13 protein-coding genes and 1 pseudogene are annotated in these 21,859 nt (G+C 27.3%); 13 read left to right on the top strand and 1 reads right to left on the bottom strand.

Annotated elements, in window-relative coordinates; translation table 11 throughout:
- Positions 1-45 precede the first annotated feature (45 nt).
- The 9 genes and pseudogenes from HMPREF0216_RS10935 (at position 46) to HMPREF0216_RS10900 (ending at position 10,145) form a co-directional block, all read left to right on the top strand.
- Complete coding sequence (locus HMPREF0216_RS10935; RefSeq protein ID WP_005214176.1) at positions 46-693, top strand: manganese efflux pump MntP; 648 nt, start codon at positions 46-48, stop codon at positions 691-693.
- Between the two features lie 484 nt (positions 694-1,177).
- The gene (locus HMPREF0216_RS10930) at positions 1,178-2,122 is read left to right on the top strand and encodes a DUF7916 family protein (protein ID WP_040419713.1); all 945 of its coding nucleotides are present in this window, start codon (positions 1,178-1,180) and stop codon (positions 2,120-2,122) included.
- Positions 2,123-2,207: 85 nt separating this feature from the next.
- The gene (locus HMPREF0216_RS16380) at positions 2,208-3,425 is read left to right on the top strand and encodes a C39 family peptidase (protein ID WP_005214173.1); all 1,218 of its coding nucleotides are present in this window, start codon (positions 2,208-2,210) and stop codon (positions 3,423-3,425) included.
- Between the two features lie 288 nt (positions 3,426-3,713).
- Entirely contained in the window at positions 3,714-4,265 is a 552-nt protein-coding gene (locus tag HMPREF0216_RS10920; protein WP_005214171.1) for a GNAT family N-acetyltransferase, read from the top strand.
- A gap of 78 nt (positions 4,266-4,343) precedes the next feature.
- Positions 4,344-4,838, top strand: a complete 495-nt coding sequence (locus HMPREF0216_RS18135; protein WP_005214168.1) for a gluzincin family metallopeptidase — start codon at positions 4,344-4,346, stop codon at positions 4,836-4,838.
- Positions 4,839-4,882: 44 nt separating this feature from the next.
- Positions 4,883-5,848: a carboxypeptidase M32 gene (locus HMPREF0216_RS18130; protein WP_341349490.1), complete on the top strand. Its 966-nt coding sequence runs from the start codon at positions 4,883-4,885 to the stop codon at positions 5,846-5,848.
- A gap of 169 nt (positions 5,849-6,017) precedes the next feature.
- Positions 6,018-7,480, top strand: a pseudogene (locus tag HMPREF0216_RS10910) (nicotinate phosphoribosyltransferase).
- A 215-nt stretch (positions 7,481-7,695) separates the two neighbouring features.
- Positions 7,696-8,541 carry an aminotransferase class IV gene (locus HMPREF0216_RS10905; RefSeq protein WP_005214161.1) on the top strand — a complete coding sequence of 282 codons (846 nt, stop codon included), beginning with the start codon at positions 7,696-7,698 and terminating at the stop codon, positions 8,539-8,541.
- A 512-nt stretch (positions 8,542-9,053) separates the two neighbouring features.
- Entirely contained in the window at positions 9,054-10,145 is a 1,092-nt protein-coding gene (locus HMPREF0216_RS10900) for a sensor histidine kinase (protein ID WP_169317576.1), read from the top strand.
- 138 nt (positions 10,146-10,283) lie between these two features.
- Here the strand turns inward: HMPREF0216_RS10900 and HMPREF0216_RS10895 are convergent, their stop codons facing one another.
- Positions 10,284-11,222, bottom strand: coding sequence for an L-lactate dehydrogenase (locus HMPREF0216_RS10895; protein WP_040419711.1), 939 nt, complete (start codon positions 11,220-11,222; stop codon positions 10,284-10,286).
- Between the two features lie 313 nt (positions 11,223-11,535).
- Between HMPREF0216_RS10895 and HMPREF0216_RS10890 the strand changes: the two genes are divergently transcribed.
- From HMPREF0216_RS10890 to HMPREF0216_RS16375, 4 genes are all read left to right on the top strand, one after another.
- The gene (locus HMPREF0216_RS10890; RefSeq protein ID WP_005214156.1) at positions 11,536-13,041 is read left to right on the top strand and encodes a C40 family peptidase; all 1,506 of its coding nucleotides are present in this window, start codon (positions 11,536-11,538) and stop codon (positions 13,039-13,041) included.
- Between the two features lie 227 nt (positions 13,042-13,268).
- Positions 13,269-14,321, top strand: coding sequence for a hypothetical protein (locus tag HMPREF0216_RS10885; RefSeq protein WP_040419709.1), 1,053 nt, complete (start codon positions 13,269-13,271; stop codon positions 14,319-14,321).
- A gap of 155 nt (positions 14,322-14,476) precedes the next feature.
- Complete coding sequence (locus tag HMPREF0216_RS10880) at positions 14,477-14,911, top strand: PIN domain-containing protein (RefSeq protein WP_040419707.1); 435 nt, start codon at positions 14,477-14,479, stop codon at positions 14,909-14,911.
- A gap of 266 nt (positions 14,912-15,177) precedes the next feature.
- The gene (locus HMPREF0216_RS16375) at positions 15,178-21,657 is read left to right on the top strand and encodes a beta-N-acetylglucosaminidase domain-containing protein (protein WP_051040709.1); all 6,480 of its coding nucleotides are present in this window, start codon (positions 15,178-15,180) and stop codon (positions 21,655-21,657) included.
- The last annotated feature ends 202 nt before the right edge of the window (positions 21,658-21,859 follow it).

The raw sequence follows: 21,859 nt of genomic DNA, 5'->3' as shown, positions 1-21,859 counted from the left end.
GGTAGGTTTTTTATAAATATAAATTATAAGAAAGGGAGTAAACTTATGAATTTAATTACAATTATACTTACTGGATTTGCTTTAGCTATGGATGCTTTTGCTGTATCAGTAACAAAGGGAATGACACTTAAAAATTTAACAAAAAAAATGGCTATAAAAATAGCTCTTTTCTTTGGAGTATTCCAAGCAGCTATGCCTTTAATAGGGTGGATACTTGGAATAAGCTTTGAGGGATATATAAAGTCCATAGACCATTGGGTTGCATTAATATTACTTTCTATACTAGGCGGAAAGATGATACATGAATTCTATGAAAATCGTAAAGAAGCAAAGGATAGTAATAAGGAGGCAGTTAGTGAAGTAAGTACTACATTAGACAAGGAGTATAATGCTAAAGATGAATCATTATCTAATAAGGAATTAACAAGCTTAGCTATAGCAACTAGTATTGATGCGTTAGCTGTGGGGATTAGTTTTGCATTTTTAAATGTTAATATAGTTTCATCATCACTTATTATTGGTGTTATAACATTTGTAGTCTGTTTTATTGGTGTTATAGCAGGAAAGAAAATTGGTGGGTTATTCAAAGATTATGCAGAGCTTGTTGGTGGAGTAATACTTATTCTTATTGGTATAAATATATTTAATGAACATACGGGATTTATTACAAATATAATTCATAGCATATTTTAATTAGGTTAGGTTTTAATATAGATATTAGAAACAATTTTAATGACAAAAAAGTATGAGTATGCTTATTAATATGCTCATACTTTTTTGTTCGCATTATATTGTTGCCAGCTTCAATTATTTTTGCATCTTTTACTTTTGAACTATTAATTTGCTGTAAATTTACTGACTTTATATAATAATTTAATATTATTGCCCCAATATATTGGTAGTAAAGTTTGTTTTATAGCAGGAAAGTAATGAGCTATTAAATCAATGTGTACTAGAATACATAGTTTGATAAAGATTTTTATTTATTAACTTTTTAGGTAATGACAAATTAATTATAAGCTTGTATAATGGACATGTAATTTTAATATGTAATCCTTTAAAAATAAATTTGCTTTCAAGTAATTAAAAATTTAATTTATTTTTTAATTTATGTAAATGTTTATTTGGATATGTATTAATTACTTATGTGAAAATAAAAGAGGGAAGAGGTATAACAATGAAGAGAATATTTGAATTAACTAATGGAGATATAGAATCTCTTAATAAAGAGGAATTAAAAGATATTATTAAGAATTCAGAAGGTAGAACAGTAATGTCAGAGACAATAATAAGCTATACACCTTATATTAGAGAAGTATCTAACCCAGAGCTTGCAGCAAGTTTCGGAGCAGATATGATTACTCTTAATACTTTTAATTTTGAAAAACCATATGTTTTTGGATTTGGAAATGCTAATTTATCAGATGGTATAGAGAAAGCATATAATATTATAACTGAAGAAATAAAGAATAATATAAATGATAAAAATTATATAAGAAATATAAGAAGTTTAGTTGGTAGATTAATTGGTGTTAATATGGAGCCAGTACCAGAGGGAAGCACATATGAGACAGGATATAGATTAAATAGAGCAAACTTAGAAAAGGTAAAAGAATATGGATTTAATCATATAGTAATTACAGGAAATCCAAGTACAGGAATTACAGAAGAAACTATTTGTGAAGGAATTAAGCTAGCAAAAGAAGTTTTAGGAGATAGTACTTTAATTATTGCAGGAAAAATGCATGGGGCAGGTAGTGGAAATATTTATGATGAAAAGGTTGTAAAAAGCTTTGTAGAATGTGGAGCAGATGTAGTTTTATTCCCAGCGCCAGGAACAGTGCCAGGATTTACTGAAGATTTAGCTAAAAAAATGGTAGATGCAATTCATGAAGCAGGTGCATTAGCAATGACTACTATAGGTACTTCACAAGAAGGTGCAAGTGAAGCTGTTATAGAAAAAATAGCTTTAATGTCTAAAATGGCAGGAGCTGATATTCAACATATTGGTGATTGTGGAACTTTTGGAATGGCATTACCTGAAAATATAATGAAATTATCTGTAACTATAAGAGGTGTAAGACATACTTATAGAAGAATGGCACAATCTATAAGAAGATAATAAAAACTATATAAAGTGTATATTTAAAAGAGCAGCGCATATTATTTATTAGTAATAATAAATAGGAGGGCTGCTTTTTAATTTAATGAAAAAGAATAAAAAAATTATAGGTATAAGCATTTGTATTATAGTATTTATAGGATTATATGCTATTATCTCAACATATAAAAATAATAATAAGGGAGTAGATGGAGTGAATAATCAGGATGGTGTAAATGAAAGGGCTATTAATGGAAATTTAATCTTTATAGAAGGAAAAAATGAATTTAATAAAGGTATTTTAGAAAATGTAGATATAATACGAGATAATAATAATAGCTTAAATAATAATATTAAAGAAGATACTATAGTATTAAAAAGTAAAAATGGAAAATATGTCAAAGAGGGAACCTTTATTTCAGAAGTAATTGATACAGAAGATTTTAATAAACTTATTCTTTCATGGAATGCAGAAACACCAGAAAAAACTTATATTGAAGTTGAAGCACGAGCATATACCAATACTTCTCAGTGGACAGAATGGCTATCTTGGGGAGTGTGGGGAACAGGTATAGAAAGGGCATCTAAAAGTACAGCTTGTAATTTAGCTAAGGTTGATACAGATACACTTATTATTAAAGGTGATGAAACTTATGCTAATAAAATTCAAGTGAGAGTAAAATTGTATTCAAAAAGCTCTAAAGTAACTCCTATATTAACGAGAATTACAGTATCATATATAAATAGTGAAAATAAAGTTATAGATGCTTTTAATGGTGATATAAATTTAAGTATTGTAGAAAAGGTTATAGAAACTCCAAAGATATCACAAATGCTTAGAGATAAAAGAATTGCAAGTAGAATATGTAGTCCAACAAGTATGACAATGCTATTAAATAGATTAGGTGAAAATTTAATAGTCGAAGATGTTGCTTGGAGTTCTTATGACTATAATTATGATGGATTTGGTAATTGGGTATATAATGTTGCTTTTGCTGGAAGCTTAGGACATCAAGCTTATGTTAAGTTTGGTAGTTTAGAGGATTTAAAAAATGAAATTGAAGATGGGTATCCAGTAGCAACAAGTGTTAAATACACTAATGATATAGATAATGATAAATATCCATATATAGAAAATGCTCCACTTACAACAAGCGGACATTTAATAGTAGTTTGTGGATTTAGCAATAAAAATGGTGAGCAATATGTAGTTGTAAATGATCCTGCAGCTGAAGATGATGAAAGTGTTAGAGTAGAATATAAATTAGAACAGTTTATGGAAGCTTGGTATAATTCAGATTATATTATGTATATAGTTCATTAAATATAGCCACAAGTAAAGAAAAAGCATGCTTTACTTGTGGTTATTTATATAGTAATATTTTAAAAAATAATAATAAAAGGAGTAATATATCTAATTTAAAAGTATATGGTTTTGATATTTCAGATGAAATGATAAGCTGGGTAAGAGAAAATAGAGTTACTTCTAAAAGTATCGCTTTAATTTTAAAGAATTAAGATGATATTTTTATTTAAGAAATAATTTATATTAATAGAAAACTTTGGATTATTAAGAGTAGTTTTGATAAAATATCAATTAGAGGTGATAGAAATGAGAAAAATACTAAAGTTGAAAAGAAAAGATGGACAATTAGTAGAAGCTAAAATGAAAGAATTAAATTTAGATTATATAGATAAAATAATGGAACTTCAAAAAATAATAATCGATGGTTTAGAAAATAAAGAATTGTATGCAGATACTGAAAAGGAAGAATTTGAAGAGTACATAAAAGGAAAAGGTAAAATAATAGGATATGTAACAGAGGATGATGAAATCATTGCTATGGGTGTATATGCTAAAAAAGGATATGATAAAGGGAACTATGGATATGACATTGAATTAAAAGGTGAAGAGCTATTAAATGTCGGACAAATAGAGTCAACAGTAGTTAGAGAAGAATATAGAGGGAACAAACTTCAAAGAATTATATGTGAAGAGCTAGAAAAGATTGCAATAGAAAACAATACTAAAATAGTTTGTGCAACTGCATCGCCATATAATGAATTTAGCGTAAATACTTTTAAAAGTTTAGGCTATGAAATTAAGAAGGATAAAATAAAATATGGTGGACTAAGAAGATATGTATTAGTTAAGGAATTATAATTATTTTGACTTTCACTTAGGTGAGAAATAAAAGATTATATAAAGAATTTATCATTAAATAAATTGGGGGAAAAATAAATGAATTTAAAAGAAAAATTTAACGAAGTAAAAGAACATATATCTGAAGTTAATAAGTTAAATGAAGCAATATCTTTAGTGTATTGGGATATGAGAACTAGTATGCCAAGTAAAGCTGGAGAAACAAGATCTGATGTTATTAGTTATTTATCAGGTGAGGTATTTAAGAAAACAACTAGTGATAAAGTTTTAGGATTTATAGAATCGTTAAATGTAAATAAAGAAAAAATGAATACTTTAGAGTTAAGAATGTTAGAAGAACTTGAAAAGGATTATAATGAAACTAAAAAAATTCCTGAAGATAGATACGTTGCATATATATCTGCAACCAATAAAGCTGAAATTGCTTGGGAAAAAGCTAAGGAAAATAATGATTATGAAGGATTTAAAGATAATTTAAAAGAAATTATTAATTTTCAAAAGGAATTTATTGAATATTGGGGTTATGAAGAGAATAAATATGATACTTTGTTAGATAAATATGAAGTGGTCTAACGGTAAAAAAGTTAGATAAAGTTTTTTCAGAGTTAAGAGATGGAATTATAGAGATACTTAAGAATATAAAATCTAGCAATAAGAAGATTAATAGGGAATTTTTAAATGGTCATTTTGATACAAATAAACAAAAAGAATTATCCTTAGAAATATTAAAAAGTATAGGCTTTGATTTAAATGCAGGAGTATTAGATGAAAGTGTACATCCTTTTACAATTAATATAAGTAAGAATGATGTAAGGCTTACAACTAATTATCATGAGGATGAGTTTACATCAGCTTTATATAGCACAATACATGAAGGTGGACACGGAATTTATGAGCAAAACATTGGAGATGATTTAAAAGATACAGGTCTTCAAGCTGCTATTTCTATGGCTATTCATGAATCACAATCAAGATTTTATGAAAATATCATAGGAAGAAGTAAAGAGTTTTGTTCATACTTATTACCGTTAGCTAAAAAGTATTTTAAAGATTTTGATAGTGTTAATTTAGAGGAATTTTATGAAGCTATAAATTATGTAGAACCATCTTTAATAAGAACAGAAGCAGATGAGTTAACTTATAGTCTGCATATTATAATAAGATATGAAATTGAAAAAGAATTAATAAATGGAGATATAAGTGTAGATGATTTACCAGAGCTTTGGAACAAAAAGTATAGAGAGTATTTAGGTGTTGAAGCTAGCAATTATAGTGAAGGAATTCTTCAAGATGTTCATTGGTCAGGTGGAATGTTTGGATACTTCCCAAGCTATGCTTTAGGAAATATTTATGGTGCTCAAATGTATTATAAACTTTTAGAAGAAAAACCAGAAGTTATGAATGAAGTCGCTAAGGGCGATTTTAATACAGTAAAGGTATGGTTAAATGAAAAAGTTCACAAAAATGGGAAATTATATACTCCTAATGAGCTAATTAAAAATATTACAGGTGAAGAACTTAATGCTAAATATTTTATTAAATATTTAAAAGAAAAGTATTATGAAGTTTACAATGTAAAATAAATTAATATATAAGAGATCACTCCAGAGATTAAATTGTAGATACAATAATCTTAGGAGTGATTTATTTATTTTCAAAAATATGGAGTGTAATTTGAGGCATAATATGTACAACATAGTAAAAAATAATATAAATAGACAGTAGTACTATTACTTATGAGGAGAATTAATTATGTCAAATATTGATTTTAAAAATGAAAGAAATTTAAGTATGCTTGTTGATTTTTATGAATTTACTATGTCAAATGGATATTTTGAAAATAATCTTAAAGATACTATAGTTTATTTTGATATGTTTTTTAGAAAAAATCCTGACAAGGCAGGATTTGCAATAGTAGCAGGATTAGAACAAGTTATTGAGTATATAGAAAGCTTAAAGTTTACAGAAAGTGATATAGAATATTTAAGAAGTAGAAAATTATTTAGTGAGGAATTTTTAGAGTATTTATTAAACTTTAAATTTACAGGAGATCTATATGCAATTGAAGAAGGAACTCCAGTATTTCCTAATGAATCATTGATTACAGTAAAGTCAAAGGTTATTGATGCACAACTTATAGAAACTATGCTGCTTTTAACTATAAACCATCAAAGTCTTATTGCCACTAAAGCAAATAGAATAAGAAGAGTAGCAGAAGGAAAAGAGGTATTAGAACTTGGAGCTAGAAGAAGTCAAGGGTATGATGCAGCAATTTATGGTGCTAGAGCAGCTTATATAGGTGGTGTTGATGGAACTGCAACAACTATAGCAGATAGAATATTTAATGTTAAAGCTGTTGGTACAATGGCACATGCATGGATACAATTATTTGGAGATGAGTATAAGGCTTTTGAAACATATGCAAAGACTTATCCAGATAACTGTATTTTATTAATAGATACATATAGTGTTTTAAAATCAGGAATAATTAATGCTATTAAGGTTTCGAAGAATATATTAGAGCCTCAAGGAAAAAAGCTTAAAGGTGTAAGATTAGATAGTGGTGATTTAGCATATCTTTCTAAAGAAGTGAGAAAAATATTAAATATAAATGGATTAGAAGAGTGCAAAATAATTGCTTCAAATAGCCTAGATGAATATATAATAAGTGATCTTATGAATCAAGGAGCTTGTATTGATACCTTTGGTGTAGGAGAAAGACTTATTACTGCAAAATCTGAACCAGTATTTGGAGGCGTTTATAAACTAGTGCAGTTGAAGAAGATGGAAAAATAGCTCCAAGAATTAAGCTTTCTGAAAATATAGAAAAAGTAACAAATCCAGGATATAAAACTGTATGGAGATTATTTAATAAAGAAAATAATATGGCAATTGCAGATGTGTTAACTTTAGCAGATGAAATAATAGATGATAGTAAAGAATATGAAATTTTTGATCCTATTTATACATGGAAAAGAAAAACTATAACTAATTTTTATGCAAAAAAATTACAGGTTCCAGTAATTTTAAATGGAGAATGTGTATATAAATCCCCTAATCTAGAAACAATAAGAAGCTATTGTATAGAACAGGTAAGTTTTTTATGGGATGAGGTAAAAAGATTTACTAATCCACAAGACTATTATGTAGATTTATCTCCTAAGTTATGGAACTTAAAAAATGATATGATTAATAAATTTAGAAGTGAAAAATAAAGTTAAGATGTATTTAAGTTAAAAGTAATTTAATTTAAATACATCTTAGTATTTTAAAATAAAATGTACAATTTCTCATATAACAATAATTAAATAAAATAAAATCAATGATAAGCAATATAGTTGTATATAAGTAAAAATAATTAAGCATATAGTATAGTGTAAGGCATATAAGAGTATTACTTGCCTAAAATTTATAAGGGGGATAGTGGTAAGTGGAGAATTTAGGATATTATAATGGAAATATAGGAGCTATTGAAGATATAAATATTCCTATGTTAGATAGGGGAGTTTATTTTGGAGATGGTATTTATGAGGTTGTAATAACAGTAAATCATAAAATATTTGCATTAAATGATCACATTGAAAGGTTATATAAAAGTGCAGAAATGCTAAAGATAATAATTCCATATACAAAAGAGGAACTAAAAGATATATTATATGATCTAGTAAAAAAAGTGGATGCTGATGAACAATTGGTATATTTTCAGGTTACAAGAGGAACAGCTCAAAGAAGTCATAAATACAACAAAGATATAAAGGGGAATTTATATATTACAATAACACCTTTTAATGATATAGGAAACTATAAGAAAAGAGTTAAGCTTATAACAGTTCCCGACACAAGAGCGTTTCATTGTAATATAAAAACTTTAAATTTACTTCCTAATGTAATGGCATCTCAAAAAGCAAGTGAATGTGGTTGTGAAGAAGCTATTTTTCACAGAGGAAATATTGTAACAGAAGCATCTTATAGTAATGTTTATATAATTAAAAACGGCGTATTAAAGACTCATCCAACAAATAGATTAATTTTAGCTGGTATAACAAGAAAAAATATTTTAAATATTTGTAATAGTAATAATATGAATATAGAAGAAATACCATTTACGATAAAAGATATGATGGAAGCGGATGAAGTTATGTTATCTAGCACAACTAAATTTATTGTAGCAGCTAAAGAAATTAATGGAGTTCCAGTTGGAGGACGAGCTCCTGCTGTTATCAAATTATTGCAATATGAGTATATGAATAAAATCCTTAATGAAACAATGGATTAATATATAAATTTATATAATATCTTAGTTTAGATATTTATGTATATCATTAACTAAGATATTATATTTTTAATAAAATTAGATTAATGATAAATTGATTATAATGTATAAAATTGTTATAATATGTAATGCAAATGGTTAAACAAAAGGAGAAAGTGATGTTTGAAAATTACATTAAAAATTTTATAAGAGTAGATAAAAAGTTTGAATCAATTGAGCAATATAATGAGTTTGAGAAAGCGAGAGTAAATATTAATATTAAAAGGAGTAATTATCCAATACTAATATTAATACCATTGAATATCATTCTTATTTTTATTGATATTTTTTATTATAATTGTTTAGCTAGTGGAAATAAACCTCTTTACTACTTATATTTATCACATATAATTATGACAATTGTAGCTATAGCATGGTTTTTTTATTATAAATTCTTATTTAAAAGGATATCATTAAGATCTAATAAAATAATTTATTGGATTTTTTGTAGTATTATATTTTATTGGTGTATATTTATGTCCATAGATTTATTTTATAATACTAGCCAAATTTCTGCTTATATAATAATTTCATTTTGTATTAGTGCTTTAGTATATTTTCCACCTATAATTAGCATTACCAATAATTTAGTAGCTTCTATTGTTATTTTAATATATCTACTTTCTTTACCAAGTGGGACTAAAGGGGTTATGGATAGTATAGTAAATGTTATTTTTACATTAATTTTTTCAAGCATAATTTCTTACAGGATATATACATATCATGCTAATGATTACATAAATAATAGTAAGTTAATAAAGTTTAATAAAAAGCTTGAAATAGCAGAGAAAATTAGAACAGATTTTTTTGCAAATGTATCTCATGAATTAAAAACACCTTTAAATATTTTATATACTGCAAATCAAATGATTGAAGTTACAACTATAAATGATAATTATAAAAATGAAAAATTTTCAAAGTACATGAAGATTTGCAAGCAGAATACAAATAGGCTTCATAGGTTAATAAGCAATTTAATTGATATAACCAAAATAGATTCTGCGAGTTTTAAATTAATGAAGACTAATTGTGACATAGTCAATCTAGTGGAAGACATAACTTTATCAGCAGTTTGTTATGTTGAAAGTAGAGGAATTTCTTTAATATTTGATACAGATATTGAAGAGTTGATAATTGCATGTGATCCAGATAATATTGAGAGAATAATACTTAATTTATTATCCAATGCAATAAAATTTACTAAAAGTGGTGGAGAAATAAATGTTGAAATAAAAACAGATGATGAAAATGTTTTTATTTCAGTAATAGATACAGGGATAGGAATTCCAATAGAAATGCAAGAGAAAATTTTTGATAGATTTACTCAAGTTGATAGAGCTACTTATAGAGAAAATGAAGGAAGTGGAATTGGATTAGCACTAGTTAAATCAATAGTAGAATTACATAATGGAAATATAGAACTTAAGAGCGAATTAAATAAAGGAAGTACATTTACAGTTAGCTTGCCAATAGTAAAAGCAAAAGAAGAAAAGATTTTAGAATCTAAGAATGCCTTTGAAAACAATGTAGAAAGAGTTAGTATTGAATTTTCAGACATATATAGTTAAATTACAATATAAAGTTAATAGAAAAAGTATGATATAAGATTATAGAAGTCAGAATAATTTCTTCTAAGTATATCATACTTTTTTGTATAACTTTAAATCAACTTTGAGCTATACCAAAATAGTTAGTGTAGCTGAAATCTAGTGAGAGTCAATTCTTGTGATGTATTGTTTCATTAGATTAGCTGATGATATAAATTTTTCTTGTTCTTCGGTAGAGAGTTGAATATCGAGAACTTTTTCAATTCCATTTCTACCTACTATAGTAGGAACACTTAAATAGGTATTACTTACTCCTAAATAATCATTTAGCAATGTAGAAAGGGTTAATATTGTTTTTTCATCTCTTAATATAGCTTCAACAATTCGAACAAGAGCAACAGCAACAGCAAAGGCAGTAGCGCCTTTTCTTTTTATTACTTCATAAGCACAATTTTTAACATCCTCGGCAATAACATTTTCTGTTTCTTTATCCCAAGAAATTGAATTTTGCTCTGAAAAACTTTTAACAGGAATACTACCAACTCTTAATGATGACCAAGTTACAAACTCACTATCTCCATGTTCTCCAAGAACAAATCCTTCAACATTTCTTCCATCAATTCTAAAGTATTTTGAAAGAAGGCTTCTAAGTCTTGCAGTATCAAGAACAGTTCCAGAGCCAATGACTCTTTCTTTTGGAAAACCTGATAGTTTATAAGTCATATATGATAGTATATCAACTGGATTAGAAACTACAAGTAATATTGAATTTGGACTTAGGCTAGCAAGTTTTGGAATAAAGTTTTGGAAAATTTTATAGTTTTTATCTACTAAATCTAGTCTAGTTTCACCAGGTTTCTGAGGAGATCCTGCAGTTATTATAATAATATCAGAATCTTTAGTGTCGTCTACACTACCTAATGTAACATTACATGGTGGACATAAAGAACTTCCATGCATTAAATCTAAAACTTCACCTAATGCTTTTTCTTGGTTAATATCATTTATAACAATTTCTCTAGCTATACCTTTCTGTAATAATGCAAATGCTGTTGTTGAACCAATAGAACCGGCTCCGATTATAGATATTTTACTCAAAAAATCACCATCCTTATTATAGATATAATATATTATGTGGTATATATGTTTATTTATAAGTAATATTTTAAATTTTATAAAAGATATAACTAATATGAAATTTAATATTTTTGCAAGAGAAAAATTGTAAAACAAATAAAATAGCTGCCTAAAAATGTAAATTAAATAAAAAGTAAAGCTGCTTTTAAGAAATTAATAAAAATATTGATAGAATATGTGAAAATTATGGTAAAATAATAGAAGAATGTTTATAATGTTTAATGTGAAAAAATAATTGTTTTATAAAAGTTTATGATGAAAAGGTGATTAAAAGATGCAAAGAAAGAAAATAAAACAGTTACTTGCTGTTTCAGGGGTAGTAGGTGCAACAATAGCATTAAAATCTGTGCCAGCATATGCCACAGAAAATATGGCTGTAGCAACTATTAATAGGGGACAAGTTGTAAATGTAGATGGTAGCTATTTAAGAGTTAGAGCAGAAGCATCTACAAGTTCAAGCATACTTACTACAATGACTGAAGGTACTACATTTGATATAATATCAAATAGTAATGGATGGTATAAAATTAGTTATAATGGTATTACGGGATATGTGCATGGGGATTACGTTAAAGAATTATATTTACCATCTTATGAAATTACAACAACAGGAAGAGTGTATGATGCAGCTCCTAATTTAAGAGTAAGAAGTAGTGCGTCATTAAATGCATCTATTATTGGATATTTAGTAGATGATACTACTGTATCTATAGTAGGAACTGAAGGTGAATGGTACAAAATAAAATATAATAATAGTTATGGATATGTGCATAGTGATTATATTTTAATTGATGGAACAAATAACGATAACAGTAGTAATAGTGGAAATACTACAGAGATGAATGCAATAGGATATGCTTATAATTTAGATGGGTTAAGCCTAAGAGTTAGACAAAGTTCTTCAACTAGTTCAGCAATAATAGGATCTTTATATGAAGGAGATACTGTAAATATAATTGGTGAAGAAGGTACATGGTATAAAATTAGTTATAATAATTCTATAGCATATGTTAGTAAAGAATATATAACTATGGATAAAGCAAATGCAGAAGTAACACCTAATAATCCAACTCCAGAAGCAACACCAGATGGTAGTGTAACAATAAAAAAAGGACAAGTTATTAATGTAGAAGGTTCAAATCTAAGAGTACGTCAAAGTGCAGATGGAAGTTCTTTTGTTTTAGGTTATTTATTAAATGGGACAGTTGTAGACGTAGTGGGTCAAGAAGGAGCATGGTATAAAATAAACTTTAATGGATCAGTAGGATATGTAAGTGTTGATTATATAAGTTTTAATATATCTAGCAATGGCTCAACTAATGAATCAGTATCTAATTCATATGAGATTATATTAAATGAGCTTAAAAGTCATATAGGAAGTCCATATGTATGGGGGGGGTCTGGAGAAGAGCTTACAACAGCAAATTTACAGATTCTTAAAAATAGATTTCCTGTAGATGCGGCGGCTGGAGAATATAATCATGCAGAAGCATTTGTAGATCAAGGTTACCGTGCTTTTGATTGTTCAGGTCTTATGCAGTGGGCTTTTGCAAAAGCTAATATTCATATAGGTAGAACAACTTATAATCAAATCGAAGCAGGATATGAAGTTAGCTTAAGTGAAGTAAAAGCTGGTGATTTATTATTCACCACATCTATTGGACATGTAGGAATGTATATAGGAGATAATATGTGGATAGATTCATCAACTACTGGAGGATTAATAGGAATAAGACAAGTTCCATGGAGTTCTATAGGAAGAGCAAGAAGAGTTTTATAAATAAAAAGAGGAATTCTACAATATTAAAAGAATAATAATAAGTAAGAGCAGTAAATAATTTAATGTTATAAATATATTTACTGCTTTAACTTTGAGGATAGTGATGGTAAATATAGAAAAATTATTTTTAAATGGTTATGGGATTATTTACATTAGACAATGTGGATATAAAATACTATAATAAAAAATAAAAATATAGTCTAATATAGAAGATTGTGGGATGGCGTATGAAATTTAATTTTTTAAAATTAAAAAAAGAAAATGAAAAAAATAAAATTGAAGAATTACTAAAAATAATTGAAGAGAATAAAATACAAATAGAAGAATATAAAGAAAGTTTAACTTCAGCTAATGAAAAAATTAAGGTGTTAGAAGAAGAATTAAGGATAATAAAAGAAAAGTATTTAGAAGATGAAAATAATTATGCAACAAAAGAAAATAAAGAGGAAATTGAAGTATTAATTTTAGGAAATAATAATATTGATTTAGAAGAGAATATTATTTTAAGTGAAGAGTGTTCTTCTGAAAAGCTAGAACAAAAAGAAGAGTTAGAAAGTAAATCATTAAATGATAAAGATATAGATAGTAAAATTAAAAATGAAGATGAAGTTATTTATAATGATAACAAAATAAAAGATAATAATATTCAAAGTGATCTTTATGAAGAAAATATTTTAACAATATTAAAAGAATATTATCTACTTAACAACGAAGAAAAAATTAAAACTATATTAGATACTATAATTAGTAAGATAAAAATTTTAGAAAAAGAATTTGATACTAATGATATGTTACTTTTGATTTATATAAGTTATTTTAATAATTTATTAGAAAAATTATTAAATGAAAGTGATGAAATCAATAAATATTATTTAAGTAATAGTAGAGAGATGATTTTACTTAATATAATTATAGAAGAAAGAAAATGTAAAGTTTATGAAAGTATAACTGAATGTAGCCAAAATTATATAAAAATTAATAGAAATATTTTTGAAGGTTTTGTAGATGAAATTAAAGAGAAGTTAATTGATGATATTAATAAATTAACTTATAGAGCTTTTAATTTTACTTATAAGATTAATAGTATTGAATATGGTGTAGATACGCATAATATTACAGCTTGGGCTAGAGATAATGAAAATTCTACATGGAGATTAGTAGAGGGATTAGTTTCCGATAGTGGTCATGAATTTTATTTATTACAAACAGTTATTAAAATTTTAAATTTAAGAACTATAGATATTGCGAATTTACCAAAAAAAGAAGAAGAAGTTTCATAAAATAGGATGACTTAAATCATCCTATTTTTTATTAATTTATAAAAATTTGAGTAAGTAAAAAATAATTGATAAAAATAAATATTGAGCTTTAAATTATACTTACTTATTTTTAATTTAATATAATTATAGAAAATAAATGATTAGGAATGATAGCAATGAATAGATATTTGATAGATAGTAATATAATAATTAAATTATGGGAAAGAAATGAGGATAACTTAAGTGAACTAATAAAAGAAAATAAAATAGTAATATTAAAAGATGTTTTAGAGGAAATTTCAATAAAAGAAAAAAGAAAATATAAAGGCAATTATATACTAAGTCAACGATTTTGCGAACTTTTACCAGTATCTATAGAAATAGATAAAAAAGATATAAGTGGATTTTATTTAATCTTTGATTATGAAACTAAAGATAAAAAAGAAAAAAATAAACTGTCTCAAGTAGATTTATTAAATTTATATACTTGTTATATAAATTCAGAGTTAATATTAGTTACAGAGGATAAGGCCTTATTTAATATATCTAAAAGTTTATTAGGAGATAAAAGAGTTTGGTCAATTGACAATTTAATAAGTAGTTTAAGGTAAAGATTGGGGGCTAGTATATCAATAATACAGCCTCTTTTATTATGTAAAAATATATATGGTAGAATGGGCATTACATTTGATAAAATTTCATGAATCTGGAATAAAAATTAGGGAAAACTTAAATAGATATAAGAAAAAAATAATGAGAATAAAATTACATAGTTGTAAATAATTACAAAAAGGATTATTATTAAAAGTAAGAGAGATAAATGTTAATTAATGGTCTACTTTTTAATTATTACGTAAATATAATAGGGGGAAAAGATGTGAAAAGAGAGATGTTAAAAAGAATATTAGCAACAACTATGGCTAGTGTGTTTATTATTAATGGTCTAACTATAACTAAAATTGATGCTTTTGCTGATGTTAATGAAGAAGTAAGTATAAGCATACCACAATTAAGCCAAGTTCCTGAAAGTGTGGAGACTAATGAAGGTGTTTTAAAAATTACATCATCAATTAATTTAAAGGGGCAAGATGTTGCAGATGAAGATGCAATTAGAATTTTAAAAGAGTTTTTAATTGCAAATGATATTACTATTAATGAAACTTATGATGAATCATCAACTACTTTAATAATAGGTGAATTAGAAGATGATATTAAAGAAATGGATGAAGCTAAGGAGAAAATAGGTATTTCTGGTACAGAAGGCTTAAAAGAAGAAGGATATATACTTGCTGTTGAATCAAGTGAAGGTAAAGGTGGAACAATTTTAATTGAAGGTAAAGATGAAGATGGTACTTTTTATGGAGTTAAAACGTTAACGCAGTTGATAGTTAATGACGGTAGTTCTAAATATTCAAATGATGTTGTTATAAGTGATGAACCTACTATGAAGACAAGAGGAATAGTAGAAGGATTTTATGGAACACCATGGTCTAATGAAGATAGATTAGATCAAATAGAGTTTTATGGTGATAATAAAATGAATACTTATATTTATGCTCCAAAGGATGATCCATATCACAGAGAAAATTGGAGAGAACCTTATCCAGATAGTGAAATGAGCAGAATGAATGAACTTATTGAAACGTCTAAAGAAAATAAGGTAGACTTTGTATTTGCAATTTCTCCAGGAATAGATATTAATTTTGATGGAGACAATGGAGAGGCAGATTTTCAAGCTTTAATAAATAAATGCCAATCATTATATGACATGGGAGTTAGAAGTTTTGCCATATTATTTGATGATATAAGTAATAAAGATGGCGTTAAGCAAGCTGAATTACTAAATAGATTTAATAAAGAGTTTGTTAAAGCTAAAGGTGATGTTAAACCTCTTATAACTGTGCCTACAGAATATGATACTCATGCTATGGGAACAATTGATGAGTTAACTAAATATACAACTGATTTTTCATCTACGCTAGATAGTGACATAATGGTTATGTGGACAGGTCCTGTAGTTGTATCAGAAGGAATAGATTTAGAAAATGCTAACTTCGTAAATTCAGTTTATGGGAAAAGAATGGGAATATGGTGGAACTATCCTGTTACAGACTATATGAAAGAAAAATTAGCTTTAGGGCCAGTATATAATGCAGATAAAGCTCTAGAAGGTCAAATAGACTTTTTTACTATGAATCCAATGGAACATGCAGAACTTTCAAAAATAACTTTAGCAACAGGTGCGGATTATGCTTGGAATACATCAGAATATGATTATCAAAAATCCTGGGAAAATGCTATAGAAAAAATGTATGGCGACTTAGCCCCTTATATGATAACATTTGCAAATCATTCATCAAGAATGGAAGCAAGCTGGGCTTCTACTGGAAGAGGAGATGCGCCAGAAATAAGAAGTACTATGGATGATTTACTTAGAAAGATAGTTAAAGGACAAGATGTTACTGCTGAAATTGAAATTTTAAATAAAGAATTTAATGATATGATTGAAGCTGCTGATAAATTAAAAGCAGAATTACCTAGTGAAATATTATCTCATTGTAGTGAAAACTTAGATAAGTTAAAGCTTTTAGGAGAAAATGATAAATTAGCTTTAGAATACTTAATAGCTAAGTCAAATAAGAATACTTCAGAGGCAGATAGACTAAAGAGTTTATTAAATTCAAATATGTCTAGTTTAAATAGTGGTAAAAAGCTTTCAGAAAAAACTGCACTAGCGTTTATAACTGAAGCCTTAAATAGTAGCTTTGAAGCAATAGCAGATTTTGATGTCTCAAGTACTTTTGTGGCACCAGGTCAAGAAGTTAAATTTACAAATTTAAGCTCAATGGCATCATCAGAATTTGAATGGACATTTACAGGCGCTAATATTGAAACTAGTACTGAAGAAAATCCAACTGTAACTTATGAAAAAGAAGGAGTATATTCAGTAACATTAAAAGCTAAGAATGCTTTAGGAAAAGATGAGATTGTTAAAAAGGGAATAATTACTGTTTCAAATGCAGCAAGTACTGAAAAAACTAATCTTGCTTTAGGAAAATCAGTAACTGCATCAGGCTTTGTTGCAGCAGCTGAATCACCAGAAAAAGCTGTTGATGGAAAATCAAATACTAAATGGTGTGCTAATAATGGAAGTACTCATAATTTAACTATAGATTTAGGAAAAATCGATACAATAACAGATATAGTTATAAAACATTCAGAGGCAGGTGGAGAAGCTGCTTCAATGAATACTAAAGCATATAGAGTACAAGTTAGTTCAGATGGAGAAAATTATAAAGAGGTAGTAAAGGTTACAAATAATATAGATGGAATAACTACGGATAGAATTCCTGTAACTCAAGCTAGATATGTTAAGTTAATAGTAGATAAGCCTACTCAAGGTAGTGATAATGCTGCAAGAATTTATGAAGTTGAAGTAATGGGATTAGAAGGTGAAATTGAATTACCAACAATACCAGTAGTTCCAGATGAAGAGAAGGATTCTTTAGTTTATCCAGTTCCTCAAGAAACTACTTATTTATCAGAAGAAGGAATGGAATTAGTAGGAGATGTTAATGTTGTAATTCATGGAGAACAAGAAGAAGCAACTGTAGATAAGTTAGAAGAGATATTAAAAGAAAATGATATAAAATATAATATTTCAGACGAAGTTGTATCTGATAAGGCAAATATAATAATAACTTCAGATAAGGACCATTGTGATAATTGTATAGAAAGTGAATTATTAGAAAATGAAGCTTTAGATAATAAAGAAGGATATGTAATTAAAACTAGTAATGATGAAAATGAAAAGGGTAATATATCTATAGTGGCTTCAGATAGTGATGGAGCATATTATGCTGTATTAACATTAGGGCAAATTTTAGAAAAGAGCGAAAATAATAAATTTGCAGAAGTTGTAATCGGAGATTATCCTGAAATAGAGTTTAGAGGATTTATTGAAGGATTCTATGGAACTCCATGGAGTCATGAAGAAAGAATGAGTCTTATGAAAGATTGCAGTGAATATAAGATGAATACTTATATTTATGCTCCAAAGGATGATCCATACCATAGGAGTAATTGGAAGGATTTATATCCAGAAGAAGAAGCTAAACAAATAGCTGAACTTGCACAAGCAGGAGCAGAAAATAATGTTAATTTCTGCTGGACAATTCATCCAGGAGCTACATTACAATTTACTGAAGCAGACTTCGATGCTCTTATAGCTAAATACGAACAATTATATGATTTAGGTGTAAGACAATTTGGTGTTTTATTTGATGATACAGATGATTGGACTAATGGTAAAAAGCAAGCAGAGTGGATTAATAGAATTGATACTGAGTTTGTAAAGGCAAAAGGTGATGTTGCACCTATGATAGTTATTTCTGCAAGATATAACTCTGCATGGGGACCAAGTATGAACAACTACTTTAAACCATTTATGCAAACTTTACATTCTGATATTCAAGTAATGTGGACAGGTCATGCAACTATGTCTAATATATCTAAAGATGTTATGGAGTGGCCAAAGACACAAACAGGAGTAGATAAAGATTTAGCAGTTTGGTGGAATTATCCAGTTAATGACTATTGTGATTCAAGACTTCTTATGGCTCCTTTACACAATTTAAATACAGACTTAGATAATGTTAGTGGATTCTTCTCAAATCCAATGAATCAAGCAGAAGCTTCAAAGGTTACTTTATATAGTATAGCTGATTACACTTGGAATACAGATAGCTTTGATTATATGAGCAGTTGGGAAACTGCAATAGAAAAGCTTGTACCAGAAATAAAAGAGGAATTTATGCGATTTGCATCTAATACGTCATACCTTAAGGATGATGGTGGTGCAAGTGGAACTTTTGAATATGATGAATCTTGGTATTTATCAGATAAAATAACTGCATTAAAAAGTGCAATAGCTAATAATAAATCAATAGTGGATATTGCAAATGAACTATTAAATGAATTTAGCATAATCCTTTCAGATTATGAAGCTATTACAAATAATATAAATAATGAAGCTTTACTTTCAGAAATAGAACCATTCTTAGGCGCATATAAAGCATTAGGTGAATCAGGGGTAGCAGCTATGAAATCATTAATTGCTGCAGAAGAAGGTAAAATAGAAACATGGCTTGATAACAATAATCTAGCAACAGAAAAGTTAAATGAAATGAATAATTTTACTGTTGATAGAATGGAAGACTCAGGAACAGTACAATATGCTGTTGCTGTAGGAGAAAAAAGACTTAAACCACTTATAAATGATGTTATAACTGCTTCAAGCAATATCATGTCAAAAGTAATGTTTAAAGAAATAGATCCAGAGGTTATAACATCTTTAAACAAAGAGTTAAATATTGAAGTAAGTCTTGAAAGTGGAGTATATTCTATAAACGATATTACAGCTTTAGAGCTTGCTAAAAATGATTATATAGGAATTGCTCTTCCTAAAGCAATTAAGTTAGCAGAGATTAATATTAATGCTAGTGATTATGAAGGATTATCACTTGAATATTCATTAAATGGAATTGAGTGGAGTGAAGCTGAAACAACAATTTCAGATGGTGTAATGAAGACTAATGAAAGTATTGCTGCAACTTATATTAGATTAGTAAATAAGAGTAATAATACAAAGAATATAGATATTAATAGCTTTAAAGCAATACCTGTATATAAGATAACACCAACTATTTCACAAAATATAGGAACTTATCAAAGCTATACTATAGATAAAGCTTTAGATGGAGATAAGTCTACTAAGTATTGGTCAGATAAATCATCTGGGGCAGGACATTATATACAAATAGATTTAGGTAATAAGATACCTCTTTATGATGTAACTGCTTACTTTGGAAATATGGACTATATGAGAAATTCTGAATATCAAATATCAGAAGACGGTATTAATTGGACTTCATTAGGTGAATTACAATATACATCAGAAGGAGATAAAAAGGTAGCTTCTGTAAATGCTAATGGTAAAATGGCAAAATATATTAGAATAATTGCTAATGGAGAAAATTCAGGATATTGGGTTCAATTATTTGAGGTAGAAATTAATAAAACAGTTCCTGATGCTGGAGATGATACTGTTGACTTAGTAGAAGGTACTTTTGATACTGGTAGATGGGATTATCTATATGATGAAGATTTAACAACTGCTTTTGAAGCTGAAAATGTTAGAAATGGTGAAAATTTAATTTATAAGATGACAAGAATAACAAATGTAGAAAATATAGTATTCCTTCAAGATAAAGATAATATATGTGAAGCTACAGTAAGTGTTAAAAATACTAATGGTGTTTGGAAAACTATAGGTGTATTAGGAAAACAATTAAGTGACTTAGCTGTTAATGATGAAATTGTAGAAGTTAAGATAGAATTTGACGCTAGTAAGCCACTTCCAAAAATATATGAAATAATAGTGAATGAAAATAATGAATCAATTGATAAGGAAGTAAATAAAGTAGCGTTAGGAATTGCTATTGAGATTGCAGAGGAAATTACAGATGAAGATTTAGAGAATGTTGTTCCTGTAGTTGTTACTGAATTTAAGGCTGCACTTGAAAATGCAAAGGAAATTTTAAATAATTCTAAATCAACTCAATCACAAGTAGATGCTGCATTTGATAGATTATCATCTGTAATGCAAAAGCTATCTTTCTATAAAGGGGATAAAGCTTCTTTAACTGCTTTAATAGAAAAGATTAATGCATTAAATAAGGAAGAATTTATAACTTCAACTTGGAGTAATTTAGAAACTGCATTGGATGAGGCAAATACTATTGTTAATGATGAAAATGCTTTAGAAAATGAAGTTAAAGAAGGGTATAATAATTTAATTAGAGCATACCTTGAATTAAGATTAAAACCAAATAAAGATAAGTTACAAGAGTTAATTAATAAGATAGAAAGCTTAGATGCAAGTAAATATACAGAAGTAAGCTATAGTAATGTAGCTAAAGCATTAGAAATGGCTAAGTTGGTTCTTAGCAATGAAGATGCTACTGAAGATGAAGTATATAAGGCGAAGAGTACTTTAGAAGCAGCTTTAGGTAGATTAGTAGAAAATAGTGTAGATAAGAATGAGGGTAATAGCTCAAATACTGAAAATAATAACTCAAGTAGTAATGCTACTGAAGACAATATTAGCAGTAATACTGGAAATACTAATACAGGAAACAGTAATAATGTAAGTAGCAGTACTAGTAGTAATGGTAATAGCACTAATAAAGAACAAGGAAAGTTACCTAATACAGGGGGAAGAGCAGCAGGAGTTATTGGAATTTTTGGTACTATGATATCTGCAATAGGAGTAAACTTATTTAAAAAGAAAAGATAAATAATAATACACCTTTAGAATAAAGAAATTAAATTACTTTATTTCTAAGGGTGTTCTTATTATTTTATAGAGTATATTGTATTGCTAATGTGGAGTTAATGGTTATAACTACTATTTAATATTTAAATTAATATTGATATACTAATAAGTGAAACTTTAAATTTGTAATTTAGTTAAAGTTATAATTAATTAAAATATGGAG

This window comes from Clostridium celatum DSM 1785 (genome assembly GCF_000320405.1).
Classification (GTDB): domain Bacteria; phylum Bacillota; class Clostridia; order Clostridiales; family Clostridiaceae; genus Clostridium; species Clostridium celatum.
Note: the sequence above shows the minus strand (reverse complement) of the source record. Positions and strands in the feature narration are given on the sequence as shown.